13 protein-coding genes and 1 tRNA gene are annotated in these 17,459 nt (G+C 65.8%); 6 read left to right on the top strand and 8 right to left on the bottom strand.

Annotated features, from left to right (window positions below; genetic code table 11):
• Positions 1–220: 220 nt before the first annotated feature.
• From J3R73_RS09675 to J3R73_RS09665, 3 genes are all read right to left on the bottom strand, one after another.
• Positions 221–1,105, bottom strand: coding sequence for a DMT family transporter (locus J3R73_RS09675; RefSeq protein WP_307425610.1), 885 nt, complete (start codon positions 1,103–1,105; stop codon positions 221–223).
• 203 nt (positions 1,106–1,308) lie between these two features.
• Entirely contained in the window at positions 1,309–3,348 is a 2,040-nt protein-coding gene (locus J3R73_RS09670; protein WP_307425607.1) for an FAD-dependent oxidoreductase, read from the bottom strand.
• A 16-nt stretch (positions 3,349–3,364) separates the two neighbouring features.
• Positions 3,365–3,440, bottom strand: a tRNA-Ile gene (locus tag J3R73_RS09665).
• Positions 3,441–3,567: 127 nt separating this feature from the next.
• On the opposite strand from J3R73_RS09665, the gene J3R73_RS09660 reads away from it, so the two are divergent.
• Together J3R73_RS09660 and J3R73_RS09655 are read left to right on the top strand one after the other, a co-directional pair.
• Positions 3,568–4,284, top strand: coding sequence for an SIMPL domain-containing protein (locus tag J3R73_RS09660; protein WP_307425605.1), 717 nt, complete (start codon positions 3,568–3,570; stop codon positions 4,282–4,284).
• Positions 4,285–4,433: 149 nt separating this feature from the next.
• Entirely contained in the window at positions 4,434–4,919 is a 486-nt protein-coding gene (locus tag J3R73_RS09655; protein WP_307425603.1) for an Lrp/AsnC family transcriptional regulator, read from the top strand.
• Positions 4,920–4,967: 48 nt separating this feature from the next.
• Here J3R73_RS09655 and J3R73_RS09650 read toward each other — a convergent pair whose 3' ends face one another.
• From J3R73_RS09650 to carA, 4 genes are all read right to left on the bottom strand, one after another.
• A complete protein-coding gene (locus J3R73_RS09650; protein WP_307425600.1) occupies positions 4,968–5,456 on the bottom strand; it encodes a hypothetical protein in 489 nt (162 codons plus the stop codon).
• Positions 5,457–5,717: 261 nt separating this feature from the next.
• Positions 5,718–6,191 carry a transcription elongation factor GreA gene (gene greA, locus J3R73_RS09645; RefSeq protein ID WP_307425598.1) on the bottom strand — a complete coding sequence of 158 codons (474 nt, stop codon included), beginning with the start codon at positions 6,189–6,191 and terminating at the stop codon, positions 5,718–5,720.
• A 106-nt stretch (positions 6,192–6,297) separates the two neighbouring features.
• Positions 6,298–9,615 carry a carbamoyl-phosphate synthase large subunit gene (carB, locus tag J3R73_RS09640; protein WP_307425596.1) on the bottom strand — a complete coding sequence of 1,106 codons (3,318 nt, stop codon included), beginning with the start codon at positions 9,613–9,615 and terminating at the stop codon, positions 6,298–6,300.
• A gap of 243 nt (positions 9,616–9,858) precedes the next feature.
• Positions 9,859–11,040: a glutamine-hydrolyzing carbamoyl-phosphate synthase small subunit gene (gene carA / locus J3R73_RS09635; protein ID WP_307425594.1), complete on the bottom strand. Its 1,182-nt coding sequence runs from the start codon at positions 11,038–11,040 to the stop codon at positions 9,859–9,861.
• A gap of 241 nt (positions 11,041–11,281) precedes the next feature.
• On the opposite strand from carA, the gene J3R73_RS09630 reads away from it, so the two are divergent.
• Both J3R73_RS09630 and J3R73_RS09625 read left to right on the top strand, forming a co-directional pair.
• Positions 11,282–11,743: a GatB/YqeY domain-containing protein gene (locus J3R73_RS09630; RefSeq protein ID WP_307425591.1), complete on the top strand. Its 462-nt coding sequence runs from the start codon at positions 11,282–11,284 to the stop codon at positions 11,741–11,743.
• A 137-nt stretch (positions 11,744–11,880) separates the two neighbouring features.
• Positions 11,881–13,017 carry an alpha/beta hydrolase gene (locus tag J3R73_RS09625; RefSeq protein WP_307425590.1) on the top strand — a complete coding sequence of 379 codons (1,137 nt, stop codon included), beginning with the start codon at positions 11,881–11,883 and terminating at the stop codon, positions 13,015–13,017.
• Positions 13,018–13,186: 169 nt separating this feature from the next.
• Here the strand turns inward: J3R73_RS09625 and J3R73_RS09620 are convergent, their stop codons facing one another.
• Complete coding sequence (locus tag J3R73_RS09620; protein WP_307425587.1) at positions 13,187–14,125, bottom strand: NAD-dependent epimerase/dehydratase family protein; 939 nt, start codon at positions 14,123–14,125, stop codon at positions 13,187–13,189.
• Between the two features lie 56 nt (positions 14,126–14,181).
• Here J3R73_RS09620 and J3R73_RS09615 point away from each other — a divergent pair, with 56 nt between their 5' ends.
• The gene (locus tag J3R73_RS09615; protein ID WP_307425585.1) at positions 14,182–15,177 is read left to right on the top strand and encodes a LysR family transcriptional regulator; all 996 of its coding nucleotides are present in this window, start codon (positions 14,182–14,184) and stop codon (positions 15,175–15,177) included.
• Positions 15,178–15,321: 144 nt separating this feature from the next.
• Positions 15,322–17,232, top strand: coding sequence for a DNA primase (gene dnaG / locus J3R73_RS09610; protein ID WP_307425582.1), 1,911 nt, complete (start codon positions 15,322–15,324; stop codon positions 17,230–17,232).
• Positions 17,233–17,459 lie beyond the last annotated feature (227 nt).

The raw sequence follows: 17,459 nt of genomic DNA, 5'->3' as shown, positions 1-17,459 counted from the left end.
ACACGGCCCGAAAGCCCGCGGATGAGCGAGCAGGTCGAGCCGGTACCGTCCCCCCGTTCCGCCACCTGTTGCCGGTGGTCAGACGACGCCTCTTCGCGCGTCGATGTCATGTTCCCGCAAAGGGCGGAGCCTGTCAAGCCGGGTCGCGGCGATCCCGCCCGCTCGCCCGCGGGCGGGTGCACCGCAGATTCGATACCTCACAGCGCCGAATCCGCCGGCGCTATGCTTCCGCGACAGCCACGGCGCCGGCGGAGCGGTCGCGATAGAGAATGAAGAGACCGCTCGCGATGATGATGGCATTGCCGATGATGATCGGCGGTGTCGGTACGTCGCGCCACACCATCCAGCCCATGATCGTCGCCCACAGCATGGCCGAATATTGGAACGGGGCCAGCACGGCAGCCGGCGCGAGGGCGAGCGCGCGCGTGATGCACACGAAGCAGAGCATGGCGACGACGCCCACCAGGAACATCAGTCCGAGGTCGGTCGGATTCGGGGTGACCCAGGCGAAGGGGATGGTCGCCGCGCCGATGATGCCGGCACCGACGAACTGCCACAGCACGAGCGGCAGCCAGTGCGTCCGTCGCAGCCGCCGCGTGACGGCGACGGAGAAGCCGAACATCACCGCCCCGAACAGGGCGATCGGGGACGACGAGGTGAAGATGGCGGCCGATGGCTGCAGCGCGATCACCACGCCCACGAATCCGGCGAGAACGGCCGCCCACCGGAACGGCTCGACCCGTTCGCCGAGCAGCGGGACGGACAGCGCGGTGATGATCAGCGGCGCCGCCATATAGAAGGTCATGACGTCGGCGAGCGGCATGGTGCGCGTGGCATAATAGAAGGAGAAGGTATCGCCGGCCATGGCCAGGATACGCAAGGCCTGCAGATGCCATTGGCCGAAGTCGAACAGGTTGATGCGCAACCGCCAGATCATCGGAAGCAGCACGATGCAGGCGCCGACGGAGCGCAGCAGCAACAGCTGCCCCACCGCATAGTCCATCGCCAGCCATTTCCCGAGCGCATCGTTCAGGGCGAAGAAGAAGATCCCCGTCAGGAACAGCACGATGCCGAGGCCATGGGCGGCCGGGCGCATGGAAGTCATGATCGTCTCGTTTCCCGCCCCGCGGGCGGGCGGCTCTCTTGGCGAGGCAGGCGGGACGACAACCCGGCCAGACCGTCGTCCATCTGATTGCCGTTGCCAATATCAGCTTTGGCGGGCGGAGCAAGTATCGGCGAAAGACGATCGTCCTTCATCCGGCGCCGAAGCGAGCACGTCCGCCCGGACGACGAGCCACCCTCGCCCCGCTACAGCCGCGCAAGAACTTCCCTGGCCGCGCGGTACCCCGAGCCGATCGCGCTCTCGACCGAAGGCGTCCCCTCGGTATGCTGGCCGGCGAACGAGATCGGACCAAGCGGGCGGCAGGCGATACGCCGCGGCGCCTTGCTGCGATCAAGCTTTCCGTCCGAATCCAGCGTATCGCCGAACAATGATTTTGTGGTGGGCAGGATCATGCTGTGCCCCCAGCGATAGACGAAGATCGCGCTGACATCGCGGTCGAAATCGAAACCGGTTCCCTGGGTGATCCGCGCCAGGTCTTCCCGCAAGGCTCTCTCATACTCCTCGAAAGGCGTCTGCAGCAGCTTCATGCGCTCGAGCGGGAACTCCTCCCTCGGCACGGTGATGCCGTTGAAGAAGGTCAGCACCGAAGCGCGATCGGGATTGTCGCGCCCGTCGGTCGTCCAATCCGCGATCTCGAAATTCGACCAATAGCGGCTGCCCCATAGATAATTGTCGTAGCCGAGTCCGAGCTTGACGAAAGGCGCCATGTTGCGGAGCGCGACGTTGGCGACGAGTGCCGGCGCCGTGTTGAATTCGTCCCACGCCGCCTTTCTTTCCTCGTCGCACAGATGGTCGATCAGGTGCTTTGCGCTGGAGGCCTGCGTCGCAACGATCGCGGCCTCCGCGGTCGCCCGATAAAATTTGTCGTCCTTGAAATACGTGACGCTGGCGGCCCGCTTCGACCCCGACCCGTCAATATCGACTCGCAGGGCAACAGCGTTTTTCCGCGTGTCGATAGAGTGGCCGGGCCTGGCGAGCCATTGGGCGAGGCGTGCCGCAATCTCCGACGTTCCGCCGGGATAGGCGAAGCAGGTACCGGCATATTCGGAACTCAAAAAGCTGATCGCAGTATGGGCGGCGACGCTATGGGCGGTGCCGCCCATGCAGTCGGTGGTGTAATTCGAATAGAAATCGACGACGATCGGGTCGCAGTGAAGTTCCTTCGTCAGGTACTCCGCCAGCGTGATGCGCGAAAGATAGTCATATTTGGGGTCGCTGGCGTCCGGCGGGTCATCGGGGCCTCCCTCGACGTCGTACCAGTCCTTGAAGACTTTGAATGATCTTGCGAAATCATCCATGATCTTCTCGCTGTAGGGCGGGTCCCGGGTCTTGCCGGGCGTGAAGATCTCCTCGGTCTGCCAGCCCTCGTAGCCCGGATTCACACCCGGCGCATTCTTGTCGAAGAAATAGGTGGTGCGTGGGGAAGGAATCCTGAATGCTTCCCCCTTGATGCCGATCTCGGCGTAGAGCTGCTGCATGAAGCCGTCATCGGGGATGGTGCAAAAGGCACCGGCCGTCGATGCCGGTACCGGCAAGGGCGCCTCGGCGTCCCGCGCAGCATTGCCGCCGGTGTAGCCGTTGGCCTCGAGGATGAGGATACGCAGATCCGCCCGTTTCTGCAGCAGATGGAAGGCGGACGACAGGCCGGCAAGGCCCGCGCCGACGACGATCACGTCGAATTCCCCGGGCTCGGCGTGAATATCGAACTTGCCGGCATGGGAATCGCACCCCGGCGCGATGGTCACGGCACCGGGCTCGAAGCTCAGCCGCTGATCCCGCATCCAGTGCCCGACATTGAAGGCCGCCGGCAGATTGCCGCCGTGAAGAAGACGGGGGTCGACGCCGGCGATGTCGTCGCACGCGCCGGCCGCCGGTTCCGCCGCGAAGGCGCGCATCGGCGAGGACACGCCGACGACGAGGCCCCCCGAGGCAATGAGAAGACCATTCATGAAATCTCTTCGCGAGATCCCTTCTGGATTCGGGCGCGGCGGCAGTCGATTCATCGGCGTCATCTTGCCCCCGGCACGTGCAGGCACATGCTCGGCAGGATGACGCATTTTGGAGATGGCCGCAATCGAGGGTGGTGCAGATACTCGGCCATGAAGAGGTTGAACATGCGACGTTCGGCTCGCGCATGACAGAACCCAATAGCTGTCCTCGTTTCCCGCATTCGCACGGCCAAGAAAAACTGGCCGAGAAATCGGGCTAACCGCCCCGTAAGCCATTGATATCATTTGCATCTGGTGGGCCCGGAGGGACTTGAACCCCCAACCAGACCGTTATGAGCGGCCGGCTCTAACCATTGAGCTACAGGCCCGGCTGTGCCAGACGGTGCATCTATAGGCAGAGTCCGGCGCCGATTCAATGCCGCCGCGCCGTCATCATGCCGCCGCGATCGGTTGCGAGCTTCCCGGCCCGCAACCGCTGCCCCATCGGAGCCGTCAATGTCCCGCTTTCCCGCCGGCCGTCCCGCCCTCGCCGCGCTCCTGTTGGCGGGCTCCCTCGGTCTCGCCCATGCGGACGACGCCAGGCGGTCGGTCTCGGTGAACGGCGAAGCGCTCACCAGCGCCAGGCCGGACGTCGCCTTCATCACCATCGGGGTCGAAAGCACCGGCAAGGATGCGCGCGACGTCGTGGCGGCGAACTCCAAATCCACGGGCGACGTCATCGCCGCCCTCAAGGCCGACGGCGTCGACGGCAAGGATCTGCAGACCACGGGCTTTTCCGTGCGGCCCGAGATCGACCGCTCGCAGAACGCCCTCGCGAGTGCCGGCACGCCGCCGGCGATCAATGGCTACACCGTCTCCAATTCGGTAAACGTGACGCTGCACGACCTGACGCGGCTGGGGGAAATCCTCGACAAGGCGGTCACGGCCGGAGCGAATTCGATCGACGGCATCCAGTTCGACGTTTCCAACCAGTCGGCTCTCCTCGACGATGCCCGCAAGGCGGCGTTCGAGGACGCGCGGCGCAAGGCGGCGACCTACGCCGCCGCATCCGGCCTCAAGCTCGGCAGGCTGATCGAGCTGAGCGAGAGCACCGGCCCGAGGGGTGGCGGGCTCTATCGCGCCAAGGCGATGACGGCGGCTGCGGTCCCCGTCGAATCCGGGGAGAGCACGCTCGGCGTCTCCGTCTCGGCGCGATTCGAACTCGACGAGTGATGATTTCGAACGGAAACGCGGTCGGACGCCGCGGTGCGTTGCGCAAGTTTCTTGCGCCCGCACCGGCGGATTGTGCAATAAAGATGCTTGCCTGCCTTTCCTCTCCGGTTTAGGGAACGCTTGCCCGTTCGCAATCGGAAAGGTCTCCCGTGCACGCACGCCTTGACACCGTCGACTGGAAAATCCTCGCTGAGCTTCAGGCCGACGGCCGCATGACCAACGTGGAATTGGCCAAGCGCGTCGGCATCTCCGCGCCGCCCTGCCTGCGGCGGGTGCGGGCGCTCGAGGACAACGGCGTGATCAAGGGCTATCGGACGCTCCTCGACGAATCGGCGCTGGGCTATGAAATCACGGTGTTCGCGATGGTCAACCTGACCTCGCAGGCCGGCGCCGATCTCAACACCTTCGAAAACTATGTGAAGGGCCAGCCGCTCGTGCGCGAATGCTGGATGCTTTCCGGCGATATCGACTTCGTGCTGAAATGCGTGGCGCGGGACCTGCGATCCTTCCAGGCCTTCGTTTCCGAGCTGACCGCCGCCCCCGCCGTCCGCAATGTCAAGACGGCGCTGACCCTGCGCTCGATCAAGGACGCACCGATCGTCCCGCTCGAAGTGGACGTCACCGCGAACGCCTGAGTCTCGGGGAACGCCCCCGGCCACGGGCGCGTCCCTGAGGGACGGCCGTCAGCCGAGCTTGCTCACCACCCAGTAGGAGAAGGTACGGGCGAGCGAATTGAACCGGCGCGGCGTGGGATCGGGGATCTGATCCGACGCATCGACGGCGAAGGTGGACGTCAGCAGCGGGAAGCTCTTCACTGCCGCGCCGGACGGCGACAGCAGCGTAATCCTCGAATCGAGCACGTCGGAGGCATCCGAACTGAACGGGCCGAAGGAATCGCCCGAGGCGGTTTCAAGCTCGATGCCGGTCAGTTCCACCACGAGCGTCGCGCCGCCGGCGGCGCCGGGCTGATAGCGGGACCCGAGTTGCTGCACCAGGTTGCGCTGCACATAGGGCGTGATCCGCTCGATATAGGAATTGGCGTGACCGGTGACGCGCACGCTGCGGATCACCGGCAGGGCGGCATTGCCCGCCAGGGAGGTCGCGCAGCCGCTGAGGGCAAGCCCCGCGCCCAAGGCCAGCAAGGCCCGGCGATCGATGAAGGGCGATGTCATGGATGTCTCCCGTGTACGAACGACACCGGCATGGGACAGGCCTCGATCAGGACGCACGCCCCGCCGGTTTCACCATCCTACGATGTCGAGCCGCATCCGGTTCAAGGAGCCTGTCTCTTCGAAGGATCGGACGCGCGCTCTCTTGCACCGCCACGGCATTTTCGGCGAGACAATTTCCCGTGAGAAGGCCGGGATCGGGACGCGCATGCGCCGCGCCCCGTATGGGCAGACGCGACGCGAGGACATCCATCGTCGGGACGCTCAGCTCCAGGCGACGTTGGCGATCTCGTAGGCCTTCGGGCCTTTCGGCGTGTTCACTTCCACCGAGACGCCCTTCTTCTTGCCCACCAGGGCCCGCGCCAGCGGCGATCCGATCGAGATCTTGCCGGAGCGGACATCGGCCTCGCTCTCGCCGACGATCTGGTAGGTCTTCTGCTCTTCCGTATCCTCGTCGATCAGCGTGACGCGGGCGCCGAACTTCACGGTATCGCCCGACAATTTGGTCACGTCGATCACTTCGGCACGCGACAGCATGTCCTCGAGTTCGGCGACCCGGCCCTCATTGTGGCCCTGCGCTTCCTTGGCCGCGTGGTACTCGGCATTTTCGGAAAGGTCGCCATGGGAGCGCGCTTCGGAGATCGCCGCGATGATACGGGGTCTCTGGACCTGCTGGCGCTCCTTCAACTCTGCCTCGAGAGCGGCGTGGCCCGCAGGCGTCATGGGGATCTTGTCCATCTTCGTCTTCTCTTCCAAACGCAAAAAGAACGCCTACACCGAACGGAAAATCCGGCACGGCGGTCATCATCATCGCTGTAAAGCTGTGGGGCCGTCCATTCGCGGATCAGGCGCCCACCTCAAAGTATGACTGCAGCGCACGCACTTCGAGATCGCCGCCCTTATAGGCCTTGATTCCCTGCGCAGCCGCCACTGCTCCAGAGAGAGTGGTGTAATATGGCACTTTATGCAAGAGGGCTGCGCGGCGCAGCGAACGCGAGTCGGCGAGCGCCTGTGCACCCTCGGTTGTGTTGAACACCAGCTGGATGCCGCCGTTCTTGATCGAATCGACGATATGCGGCCGCCCTTCCAGCACCTTGTTGATGCGCCTGGCGGCGATGCCGTTGGCCGCGAGGTAGCGCTGCGTGCCGCCGGTGGCGACGATCGAAAAGCCGAGTTCGGCGAGCAGGCGCATCGATTCGAGGATGCGCGGCTTGTCCGCGTCCTTCATGGCGACGAACACGGTGCCGCTGGTGGGCACGGTGCTGCCGCCGCCGAGCTGGCTCTTGGCGAAGGCCACGGCATAGTCGCGGTCGAGCCCGATGACCTCGCCGGTCGAACGCATCTCCGGCCCGAGCACCGTATCGACGCCGGGAAAGCGCGCGAAGGGAAACACCGCTTCCTTGACCGCGACATGGTTGAGCTTCTTTGGCTTGAGCCCGAAGGATGCCAGGCTCTCGCCCGCCATGATGCGCGCGGCGATCTTGGCGATCGGCTCGCCGATCACCTTGGCGACGAAGGGCACGGTACGCGAGGCCCGCGGATTGACCTCGAGCACGTAGATGACCCCTTCCTTGATGGCGAACTGCACGTTCATCAGGCCGCCGACATTGAGCGCGAGCGCCATCGCCCTCGACTGGCGCTCCAGTTCCGCCAGGATCTCCGGGCTGAGGGAGCGCGGCGGCAGGGAGCAGGCCGAATCGCCGGAATGAATGCCGGCCTCCTCGATATGCTCCATGATCCCGGCGACATACACGTCCTTGCCGTCGCACAGGCAGTCGACGTCGACCTCGACCGCATCCGAGAGATAGCGGTCGAACAGCAGTGGATTCTTGCCGAGCAGCGTATTGATCTGCCCGGTCTTGTCGTTGGGATAGCGCACCTTGATTTCCGGCGGCACCATCTGGGGCAGCGTGCCGAGCAGGTATTCGTCGAACGTCGACTCGTCGCGGATGATCGCCATGGCGCGCCCACCGAGCACATAGGAGGGGCGCACGACCAGCGGCAGGCCGAGATCGGCGACCACCAGCCGGGCCTGCTCCACCGAATAGGCGATGCCGTTCTTCGGCTGACGCAGATTGAGCTTGTCGAGGAGGCGCTTGAAGCGGTCGCGGTCCTCGGCGAGATCGATGGCGTCGGGGGTCGTTCCCAGGATCGGGATGCCGGCCTGTTCCAGCGCGACGGCCAGCTTCAGCGGCGTCTGGCCGCCGAACTGCACGATGACGCCGTGCAGCGTGCCGTTCGACTTCTCGACCTCGAGGATTTCAAGCACGTCCTCGACCGTCAGCGGCTCGAAATAGAGCCGGTCGGAGGTGTCGTAGTCGGTCGAGACCGTCTCCGGGTTGCAATTGACCATGATGGTCTCATACCCCGCATCCGACAGCGCGAAGCAGGCGTGGCAGCAGCAATAGTCGAACTCGATGCCCTGGCCGATGCGGTTCGGGCCGCCGCCGAGGATCATGACCTTCTTGCGGTCCGAGGGGCGCGCCTCGTCGGCGAGGGCGCCGGCGAACGGCGCCGCATAGGTCGAATACATATAGGCCGTGGGCGAGGCGAATTCGGCGGCGCAGGTGTCGATGCGCTTGAACACCGGCCGCACGTCCAGGGCGCGGCGGGCCGCCCGCGCCGATCCCTCGGCCGCGCCTGCGAGCGCGTCGAGCCGGCGATCGGAGAACCCCATCGCCTTGAGGCCCCTGAGGGCGCCCGGCGTTCCGGGAATGCCGAAGGTGCGGATGCGCTGCTCGGCGTCGACGATGCCGCGGATCTGCGCCAGGAACCACGGATCGATCTTGCAGGCGCCGTGGATCTCGACGTCCGACAGGCCGAGACGCATCGCCTGCGCCACGTTGAGGAGGCGGTCCGGCGTCGGCTTGCCGAGCGCCGCGCGAAGGGCGTTCTTGTCGTCGCCCATGCCCAGCCCCTCGATCTCGATCTCGTCGAGGCCGTTCAGCCCGGTCTCCAGCGAACGCAGCGCCTTCTGCAGGCTTTCCTGGAAGGTGCGGCCGATGGCCATGGCCTCGCCGACCGATTTCATCGCCGTCGACAGGATCGGCTCGGCGCCGGGGAACTTCTCGAAGGCGAAACGGGGGATCTTGGTGACGACATAGTCGATCGTCGGCTCGAAGGAGGCCGGCGTTGCCCCGCCGGTGATGTCGTTCTCGATCTCGTCGAGCGTGTAGCCGACCGCGAGCTTGGCGGCGACCTTGGCAATGGGAAAGCCGGTCGCCTTCGAGGCCAGAGCAGAGGAGCGCGACACGCGCGGATTCATTTCGATCACCACCAGGCGGCCGGTCGCGGGATCGACGGCGAACTGCACGTTCGAGCCGCCGGTCTCGACGCCGATCTCGCGCAGCACCGCGATCGATGCGTTGCGCATGACCTGGTATTCCTTGTCCGTCAGCGTCAGCGCCGGGGCGACGGTGATCGAATCGCCCGTATGCACGCCCATCGGGTCGATGTTCTCGATGGAGCAGACGATGATGGCGTTGTCCGCTTTGTCGCGGACGACCTCCATCTCATATTCCTTCCAGCCGAGCACGCTCTCCTCGACCAGGACCTGCGTCGTCGGCGAGGCGTCGAGCCCACGCTCGATGATGTCGATGAACTCGGCCTTGTTGTAGGCGATGCCGCCGCCGGTGCCGCCCAAAGTGAAGGAGGGGCGGATGATGGCGGGAAGGCCGATCGCCTCCAGCGCCTCCAGCGCTTCGGAGAGGCTGTGCGCCAGGCGCGAGCGCGGCGTCTCCAGGCCGATGCGGTTCATCGCCTCGCGGAAGCGCTCGCGGTCCTCGGCCTTGTCGATCGCATCGGCGTTGGCGCCGATCATCTCGACGCCGTACTTCTCCAACACGCCCATCTCTGCAAGCTTGAGCGAGGTGTTGAGCGCCGTCTGGCCGCCCATGGTGGGCAGCAGCGCGTCCGGACGCTCCTTCTCGATGATCCGCGCCACGACTTCCGGCGTGATCGGCTCGACATAGGTCGCGTCCGCCAAATCCGGATCGGTCATGATCGTGGCCGGATTGGAGTTGACGAGAATGACGCGGTATCCCTCCTCACGCAGCGCCTTGACGGCCTGTGTGCCCGAATAGTCGAATTCGCAGGCCTGGCCGATGACGATCGGGCCGGCACCAATGATCAGGATGGAAGATATATCGCTACGCTTTGGCATTGCTCGTCCGAGACTGGAGGGCCGGCATGAAAAAGCCGCGGAGGGGTACCGCGGCGCCGGACGGATCGAGCGGTTCGACTAAACCATTTTGGCGGTCGGGGAAAGAGGCCCGACGCGCATCAGCCATGACGAAGCGATGAAAGGTGGTGTTTGCGCCCTGGGAGCGCACTCCATCCTGTCCGCTCCCTTCCGCAAGATCCTGTGGTTTCCAAAGTGCGGACGGATGTCCGCGCTCCCGGAAAATCAGGCCGCGACGGCCTGGCTGCCTTCCATCATCTCGACGAAGCGCTTGAAGAGATAATGGCTGTCCTGCGGGCCCGGTGAGGCCTCGGGATGGTGCTGGACCGAGAAGACGCGCTTGCCCACCAGCGCCAGCCCGCAATTGGAACCGTCGAACAGTGAGGCATGGGTCTCCACGACGCCCTCGGGCAGGCTGTCGCGATCGATGGCGAAGCCGTGGTTCATCGACACGATCTCCACCTTGCCGGTGGTGAAGTCCTTGACCGGATGGTTGGCGCCGTGATGGCCCTGCTTCATCTTCACTGTGCGCGCGCCGACGGCGAGCCCGAGCATCTGGTGGCCGAGGCAGATGCCGAAGATCGGCACGTCCCGTTCGAGCAGCGTGCGGATGACGGGCACGGCATAGACGCCGGTGGCGGCCGGGTCGCCCGGACCGTTCGACAGGAATACCCCATCCGGCTTCAAGGCGAGGATATCTTCCGCCGTCGTGGTCGCGGGTACGACGGTCACCGCGCAGCCCGCGGACGCCAGGAGGCGAAGGATGTTGCGCTTCACGCCATAATCGATGGCGACCACGCGGAATTTCGGCTCGGCGAGACGGCCATAGCCGGTCGCCCATTCCCAAACGGTCTGGTCCCAGTCGAAGCGCTGCGCCGTCGTCACCGGCGGCACGAGATCGAGCCCGTCCATGGCCGGCAGCCCCGCCGCCTCGCGCTTCAGGGCCTCGACGTCGAAATCCCCGTCGGGATCGAAGGCCAGCACCGCGTTCGGCATGCCGCCCTCGCGGATGCGGGCCGTCAGGGCCCGCGTGTCGATGCCGGCGATACCGGCGATGTTGCGGGCCTTCAGCCAGGCGTCGAGGTGGCGGCTGGCGCGGTAATTGGCAGGCTCGGTGATCGGCGCATGCAGCACGATGCCGCGCACGCCGGAGGAGGCGGCCATGTTCACCGTCTCGATATCCTCATCGTTGACGCCGACATTGCCGATATGGGGAAAGGTGAAGGTGATGATCTGGCCGGCATAGGAAGGATCGGTCAGGATCTCCTCATAGCCCGTCATCGCGGTATTGAAGCACAATTCGCCCGCGGCCTTGGTGACGGCGCCCAGGCCGATCCCTTCCAGCACGGTGCCGTCGGCAAGCACGAGGAGAGCCGTGGCTTTGGGTTCAATCCAGCCATTTTCCATGGTGATCGCGCGTCCTAGCTTGTGTGACGGTCATTTTCATCTTAAGTGCCGGTTCGATGGCGGCGGCAGAAACCGGCCGGCCCGGCAGTCGCGGCGGAAATTAGGGATGGGACGGCTTGCCGTCAACCCTTTGCATGAAGCGGAATTGCAAGAAGAAACAGTAGCTTGCAATGGCGTCGTGAAATAGTTCCCAGCGTCGTGCCCCCTACGAACCAAATCTTAGATCAGGAAGGTCCCGACAATGCCTTTGCGCGAAGACTTCAACAACGCCGTCAAGGAAGCCATGAAGGCCGGCGACAAGCCGCGTCTTTCCGTCGTCCGCCTGATCACGGCCGCTCTGAAGGATCGCGACATCGCCGCTCGCGGCGGAGAGCATGACGGCCGCATTCCCGACGGCGAAATCCTCTCCATGCTGCAGAAGATGATCAAGCAAGCCCAGGAATCGCAGGAGACCGCGATCAAGGCCGGCCGTGCCGAGCTCGCCGAGCAGGCGAAAGCCGAGATCGAGGTCATCTCCTCCTTCCTGCCCAAGCAGATGGATGCCGCCGAGACCAGGGCCGCCATCGCCGCGGTCGTGGCCGAAACGGGCGCCGCCGGCATGAAGGACATGGGCAAGGTGATGGCCGCGCTGAAGGAGCGCTTCGCCGGCCAGATGGATTTTTCCAGGACCGGCCCGCTCGTCAAGGAAGCCCTCGGCGGGTAGAGGCCTCTCCCGCACCGGCGCGGCGGCCCGGGACGGCCCCTGCGGCGCACACCCGCGGCAATCGACGATCCCGGGGCGCCCTTCCTTGTTGCCGCAGCTACAGCTAGACTGTCCGGCGGTTGCGGTCAGAGGCAGGCATGGCGTCCTTCATCCGAATGTTCCGGCTGGCAGCGGCCGCCCTGGCTCTCGTCGCCTGCCTTGCGGCCTGTGCCGACCGGCCCGGCCCGCGGCTGCTGCACCCCGTCGCCGACGCCGCGGGCGTGGGCACACCGGTCAGGGTGCTGATGGCGACGACCCGCCAGCGCTCGACCGTCGACCGGCGGGACTTCACGGACAAGCGCAATTTCGGGCTGAGCTACGAGCAATATTCGATCTCCATACCCCCCACCCATGTCGAGGGGCAGATCGAATGGCCGAGCGAGGCGCCGGGCGACCCCGCCCGCAATTTCGTCGTGCTCAACTCCGGCGCGCTGGACGAAGCGGGCTTCAGCAAGGCGCTGCTCAACGGCCGGAAAAGCGGCGAAGTCGCCGTCTTCGTACACGGCTACAACACCAATTACCAGGAAGCCGTCTACCGGGTCGCCGAACTCAGCCGCGACAGCGGCTTTCCAGGCACGGTCGTGGGGTTCGCATGGCCTTCGCTCGGCACGCTGACGGGCTATGTCGCCGACCGCGAGGCCAGTACCTATTCGCGGGATTATTTCGAGGAATTCCTCAATGATCTCGCCCGCACCCCGGGCGTCAAGCGCATCCACATCATCGCGCACAGCATGGGCAACTGGCTGGCGGTCGAAACCCTGCGCCAGGCGAAGATACGCGGCGGGTCGGCTTTTCTCCCGAAGCTCGGCGAAGTCTTCCTGATGTCGCCCGACATCGACGTCGACGTCTTCAGGACGCAGATCGACGCGATCGGCAAGTTGAACGAGCCGATCACCATCGGCATATCGCGGGACGACCGCGCCCTCGGCGCCTCGCAGCGCATCGCGGGCGACCTGCCGCGCCTCGGCAATGCGCTCGCCGATACCCCGAAGGCGCAGGAGGCGATGACCCGTTACAACCTGCGCGTGATCGACATGTCGGACACCAAGAGCCTCGATGCAATGAATCACGGCAAATTCGTCAGCATCCTGCCGGCGCTGAGCGAAGTGGCCAGGAACGACGCCGCGGCGGCCCGCGGCAACCCGGTCTCGCGCACCGGCCTCTTCGTCGTCAACACCGCCGGCACCATCCTCCAGACCCCGCTGCGGCTCGGCCAGGCCGTGCTCGGGCAATAGCCTGACCTGAGGTCGTGGGAGGACGCGCGTCAGCGCCTATGACGTCTTCGCCGCGGGCTGGGATGCGATCGACGCGGCGTCTTTGGCATCCCGTCTTTCGCCGGACTCCGCTTCGTCGTCCGCACGACGAGGATCCGGAAGATGTCCGGTGAGGTGTCGATACCATCGGCTAATGCGGTCTGCGAAAGCTCTCGGCCGTGGCTTCGATCCCTTCCTCCAGCGGGGTCGGCTGCACGCCGAAGCGCTGTTCGAATTTCCGGCTGTCGACCCGGAAAGGCCGGTCGTGCTGGAAATAGGTTTCGTGCCATTCGCGCAGGAAAGGCATGAACAGGCCGAGCAGCGGCATCAGCCATCCCGGCAGCGCCATCAACCGCAGCCCGACACCCAGCCGCGAGGCCGCCATGCCGAGAAGTTCGCGCGGCGCCCGGGCGGGCGCGCAGGGCGCATGCCAGATCTGGCCGTAGGCGTCATCCGGCGCGTCGAGCAGCAGGATGGCGGCTCGCGCGATGTCCGGCACATAGGCGAGCGCGTGCGGCGCATCCGGCGCGACGACGAGCTGGGCGGTCCTTCCCTTGGCGAGGGCGCCGATGGTGGCGTCGCCGAAGATCGACAGCGTGGTGCCGGGACCGTAGAAATCCGGGGCGCGGAGGGCTGCGGTCCTGACACGCCCCGCCTTGTAGCTGGCCTGCCATTGCCGCGTGATGGCGGCACGGACCTTGCCCTTGCGGCCTGTCGCGGCCATCGGCAGGTCCTCCGTCAGCGGGGCGTCCTGCGGCCCGTACATATAGACATTGTCGATGAAGACGAGACGCGCTCCGGCGGCCTCGCAGGCGTCGAGCATGTTGGTCATGAGCCGGGGCCAGCTCTTTTCCCAGACGGCGGAATCATAGGCGAGGCCGATCGTGCAGACCACCGCGCTCGCGCCCTGGACGACACGGCGCAACGCCGGGCCATCGAGCGCGTCGCACGCCTCGAACACTGCGCCCTCGGGCAGGTTTTCCGGCCGCCTGCGCTGCACGATGGTCGATGTGCGACCCGCTGCCGCAAGCTGCTGCACGATGGCCTGGCCAATCGGGCCGTAACCCAGGATCAGAATTTTCTCCGGCATGATCGCCTCCTTTGGTGGGAGAAGCGATACAGGGTGTCCTATCATAATTCCAATGCATGGTTTATATCTACCATATGCGCGACGTGCATCTGAAAGCGATCGACCTCAACCTGCTCACGGCGCTGGGTGCGCTTCTGGCCCATCGCAGCGTCAGCCGGGCGGCGCGGGACATTGGCCTGAGCCAGCCGGCCATGAGCCGGGCGCTCGACAGGCTGCGCCATCTCTTCGGCGACGAGTTGATGCTCCGATCCGGAGCCGGCATGGTGCTGACCGCCCGGGCGGAGGCTCTTGCGCCGAGAATCCACGCCATCCTTGCCGATATCGGCGATGTCGTGGCGGAACCGCGCTTCGACCCGGCATCGGAACGGCGCACGATCCGCATCGCCGCGGTCGATTCGCAGACCGCGCTGTTCTTTCCCGGGGTCATGGCGCGGCTGATGAAGGAAGCGCCTGAGGTCGACTTGCGCGCAATGCCGCTCGGCCCGGATATCGCAAGCCGCATGCAGGCAGGCGAGATCGACATGACGTTTTCGCTCGCCACCTATCCGCTGCCGGCCGGGGCGCACAGCGAATTGCTGCTGGAGGACAGCCTCGCTTTGGTCATGCGTCGCGGCCATCCCGCGGCTCGAAACCCGGCGCCGAGCCTGGCCGACTATGCGCGCTTCTCGCACGTCACCGTGTCGATCTTCGGCGACGGCCATACCGAAGCCGATTCGACGCTGGCGGCCGCCGGCCTCGAACGGCGCGTCGCCCTGACGACCCCGCATTTCACCGCCGCCCTGGCGGTGGTGGCGAGGACCGACATGGTGACGACGCTGTCGCGCGCCTTCGCGCGCCGGTTCGCGGACGCTTTCGATCTCGTCCTCGCCGAACCGCCGCTGGAAAGGACAGCCCTGCCCCTCACCATGGTCTGGCCTGCGGCCCGCAAGAACGACCGCTTGCTGGCCTGGCTCAGAGGCATCTTCAAGCAGACGGCGGCCGAGATCGGCGATCCGCACTTGCCGCCCATCCGATCCGGGCGTATCGGCGGTGGTTCCCAGAACCATCGATGAAGGCTGCCGGCGGCCCCGATTGAGGGGAGCGAACGCGAAGGACGGCGACGTCATCGGCTGATATCTGGTATCCTCGAAACATCCGGCGAGGAGCATGCCCTCCATGCACCTTGCCAACGCAGCGCCCATCCTCAGATTGAAGCCATGAAATATCCGCCTGCCCTGCTCGACGAGATCCGCGCCCGCCTTCCGGTGTCCGCGGTCGTGGGCAAGCGCGTCAAGCTCAGGAAGCAGGGCCGGGAGTGGCGCGGCCTGTCTCCCTTCAACGCGGAGAAGACGCCATCCTTCTACGTCAACGACCAGAAGGGCTTCTATCACTGCTTCTCCTCCGGCAAGCATGGCGACATCTTCCGCTTCCTGATGGAGGTCGAGGGCCTTTCCTTCCCCGAGGCGGTCGGCCGCTGCGCCGACGAAGCCGGCGTGGCCCTGCCGAAGATGACGGCCGAGGACGTCGTCCGCGAGGAGCGGCGCGCTTCCCTGCACGAGGTGCTCGATCTCGCCGCCGCCTTCTTCCAGGGCCGCCTGCAGGCGCGCGAGGGCGCGGCCGCGCGCGGCTATCTCGCCGATCGCGGCCTGACGCCGGCGATCCAGGCCGAGTTCGGCATCGGCTATTCGCCCAACGAGAAATATGCGCTACGCGACCACCTCGCCTCCCGGGGCGTCGACCGCGACGCGATGATCGAGGCCGGCCTGCTCATCCATGGCGAGGATATCCAGGTCCCCTATGACCGCTTCCGCGACCGGGTGATGTTCCCGATCCATGACGCCCGCGGCAGCGTGATCGCCTTCGGCGGCCGGGCCATGGACAAGGACGCCCAGGCCAAATACCTGAACTCGCCGGAAACGCCGCTCTTCCACAAGGGCTCCTGCCTCTACAACCACCACAAGGCCCGCAAGGCGGCCCATGACAAGGGCGGCATCATCGCGGTGGAAGGCTATGTCGACGTCATCATGATGAGCGTCGCCGGTTTTCCCCATACCGTCGCCCCGCTCGGGACGGCGCTGACGGAAGACCAGCTCAACCTCCTCTGGCGCCTGAGCGAGGAGCCGGTCCTGTGCTTCGACGGGGACAAGGCGGGCCGCCGCGCCGCCTATCGCGCCGTCGACGTCGCCCTGCCGCAGATCGGCCCGGCGAAGACGCTCCGCTTCGCGCTGCTGCCCGACGGGCAGGACCCGGACGAACTGGTGCGCCGGGCCGGACCGGGCGCCGTAGGCGAGGTGCTGCAGGCGGCCCTGCCGCTCTCCGACATCCTGTGGGCCCGCGAGACCGAGAACGGCGACCTCTCGACGCCGGAGGCCCGTGCCGCGCTCGAGCGCCGCTTGATGGAGGCGCTCGCCCCGATCCGCGACGAAACAGTCCGCAAGCACTACCGCGCCGACATGGAGACGAGGCTGCGCGGCCTGTTCGCCCCGGCCCGCGGGCCGCAAGGCTCCTTCGACAGGACGCAGAGGCAGCCATGGCGCCAGCAGGGCAATGGCCGGCGCGAGGCGGCGCCCCTCGGCCGCCTCGTCACCCCCGGCGTCAAGGAAAGCGTCCGCGTGCGCGGCGGCCATGGCGGGCTGCCCGCCCGGGAAGCGCTCATCCTCGCGGCCCTGGTGGCGCATCCGGAACTTCTCGATCATCATTGCGAGACGCTGGCCGAGCTGGAATTCGACAATGCGGAAGCCAACCGCCTGCGCCAGGCGCTGATCGATTGCGCGGCCCACGGCCAGCGCGAATCACCTGTGATCACCGCGCAGCTGCACGTGCTCGGATTCGAGCGCCTGCTCGCTCATATCAGCGCGGCGAGTGCGCCGACCCATTTCTGGGTGCGCCACGACGCCGCTTTTTCCGATGTTCAGCAGGGATTCATGCATGTGGTGACCTTGCATCACAAATCGCGTACGTTACATAAGGAGCTCAGGCTTGCCGCTGCCGCGCTCGAACAGGACTTCACACAAGAGAATTTCGCCCATCTGACGGAGATCAAGGCCCAGCTTGCCGCGATGGAAGGCATGGAGGCGACGATCGATGGGTTCGGAGCTTCATCTGGACGTGCGGCACGGGCCATGTAGTCCGTTTTCCGGTCCGGCTTTCGCCGGCCGGACCGGAAAACGGATCGAGCAGGGTTAACGGCGGATTAGCGTTTACCCGTCAATGGTGCGACAGCGAGTCGGGTGGCTCCGGACAACGGACGCTGCCCTTTTTGGTGTTGGCGATCAATCCCTCTGCGGGAGGGAATCCGGCCATGCCTTCGGGTGTGGCACAAGGTGCGGTCTTAAGCCAGCGGTCCTTGCGGGAG

The organism is Labrys monachus (assembly GCF_030814655.1).
GTDB lineage: Bacteria > Pseudomonadota > Alphaproteobacteria > Rhizobiales > Labraceae > Labrys > Labrys monacha.
The sequence above is the reverse complement of the archived record's forward strand: the minus strand, read 5'-3'. Positions and strand labels throughout refer to the sequence as shown.

Bases quoted from the DNA above. Each gene is read 5' to 3' on its own strand.
- J3R73_RS09675 (WP_307425610.1), bottom strand. From the start codon at position 1,105: ATGACTTCCATGCGCCCGGCCGCCCATGGCCTCGGCATCGTGCTGTTC.
- J3R73_RS09670 (WP_307425607.1), bottom strand. From the start codon at position 3,348: ATGGCTTACGGGGCGGTTAGCCCGATTTCTCGGCCAGTTTTTCTTGGC.
- J3R73_RS09660 (WP_307425605.1), top strand. From the start codon at position 3,568: ATGTCCCGCTTTCCCGCCGGCCGTCCCGCCCTCGCCGCGCTCCTGTTG.
- J3R73_RS09650 (WP_307425600.1), bottom strand. From the start codon at position 5,456: ATGACATCGCCCTTCATCGATCGCCGGGCCTTGCTGGCCTTGGGCGCG.
- greA (WP_307425598.1), bottom strand. From the start codon at position 6,191: ATGGACAAGATCCCCATGACGCCTGCGGGCCACGCCGCTCTCGAGGCA.
- carB (WP_307425596.1), bottom strand. From the start codon at position 9,615: ATGCCAAAGCGTAGCGATATATCTTCCATCCTGATCATTGGTGCCGGC.
- carA (WP_307425594.1), bottom strand. From the start codon at position 11,040: ATGGAAAATGGCTGGATTGAACCCAAAGCCACGGCTCTCCTCGTGCTT.
- J3R73_RS09630 (WP_307425591.1), top strand. From the start codon at position 11,282: ATGCCTTTGCGCGAAGACTTCAACAACGCCGTCAAGGAAGCCATGAAG.
- J3R73_RS09625 (WP_307425590.1), top strand. From the start codon at position 11,881: ATGGCGTCCTTCATCCGAATGTTCCGGCTGGCAGCGGCCGCCCTGGCT.
- J3R73_RS09620 (WP_307425587.1), bottom strand. From the start codon at position 14,125: ATGCCGGAGAAAATTCTGATCCTGGGTTACGGCCCGATTGGCCAGGCC.
- J3R73_RS09615 (WP_307425585.1), top strand. From the start codon at position 14,182: ATGGTTTATATCTACCATATGCGCGACGTGCATCTGAAAGCGATCGAC.
- dnaG (WP_307425582.1), top strand. From the start codon at position 15,322: ATGAAATATCCGCCTGCCCTGCTCGACGAGATCCGCGCCCGCCTTCCG.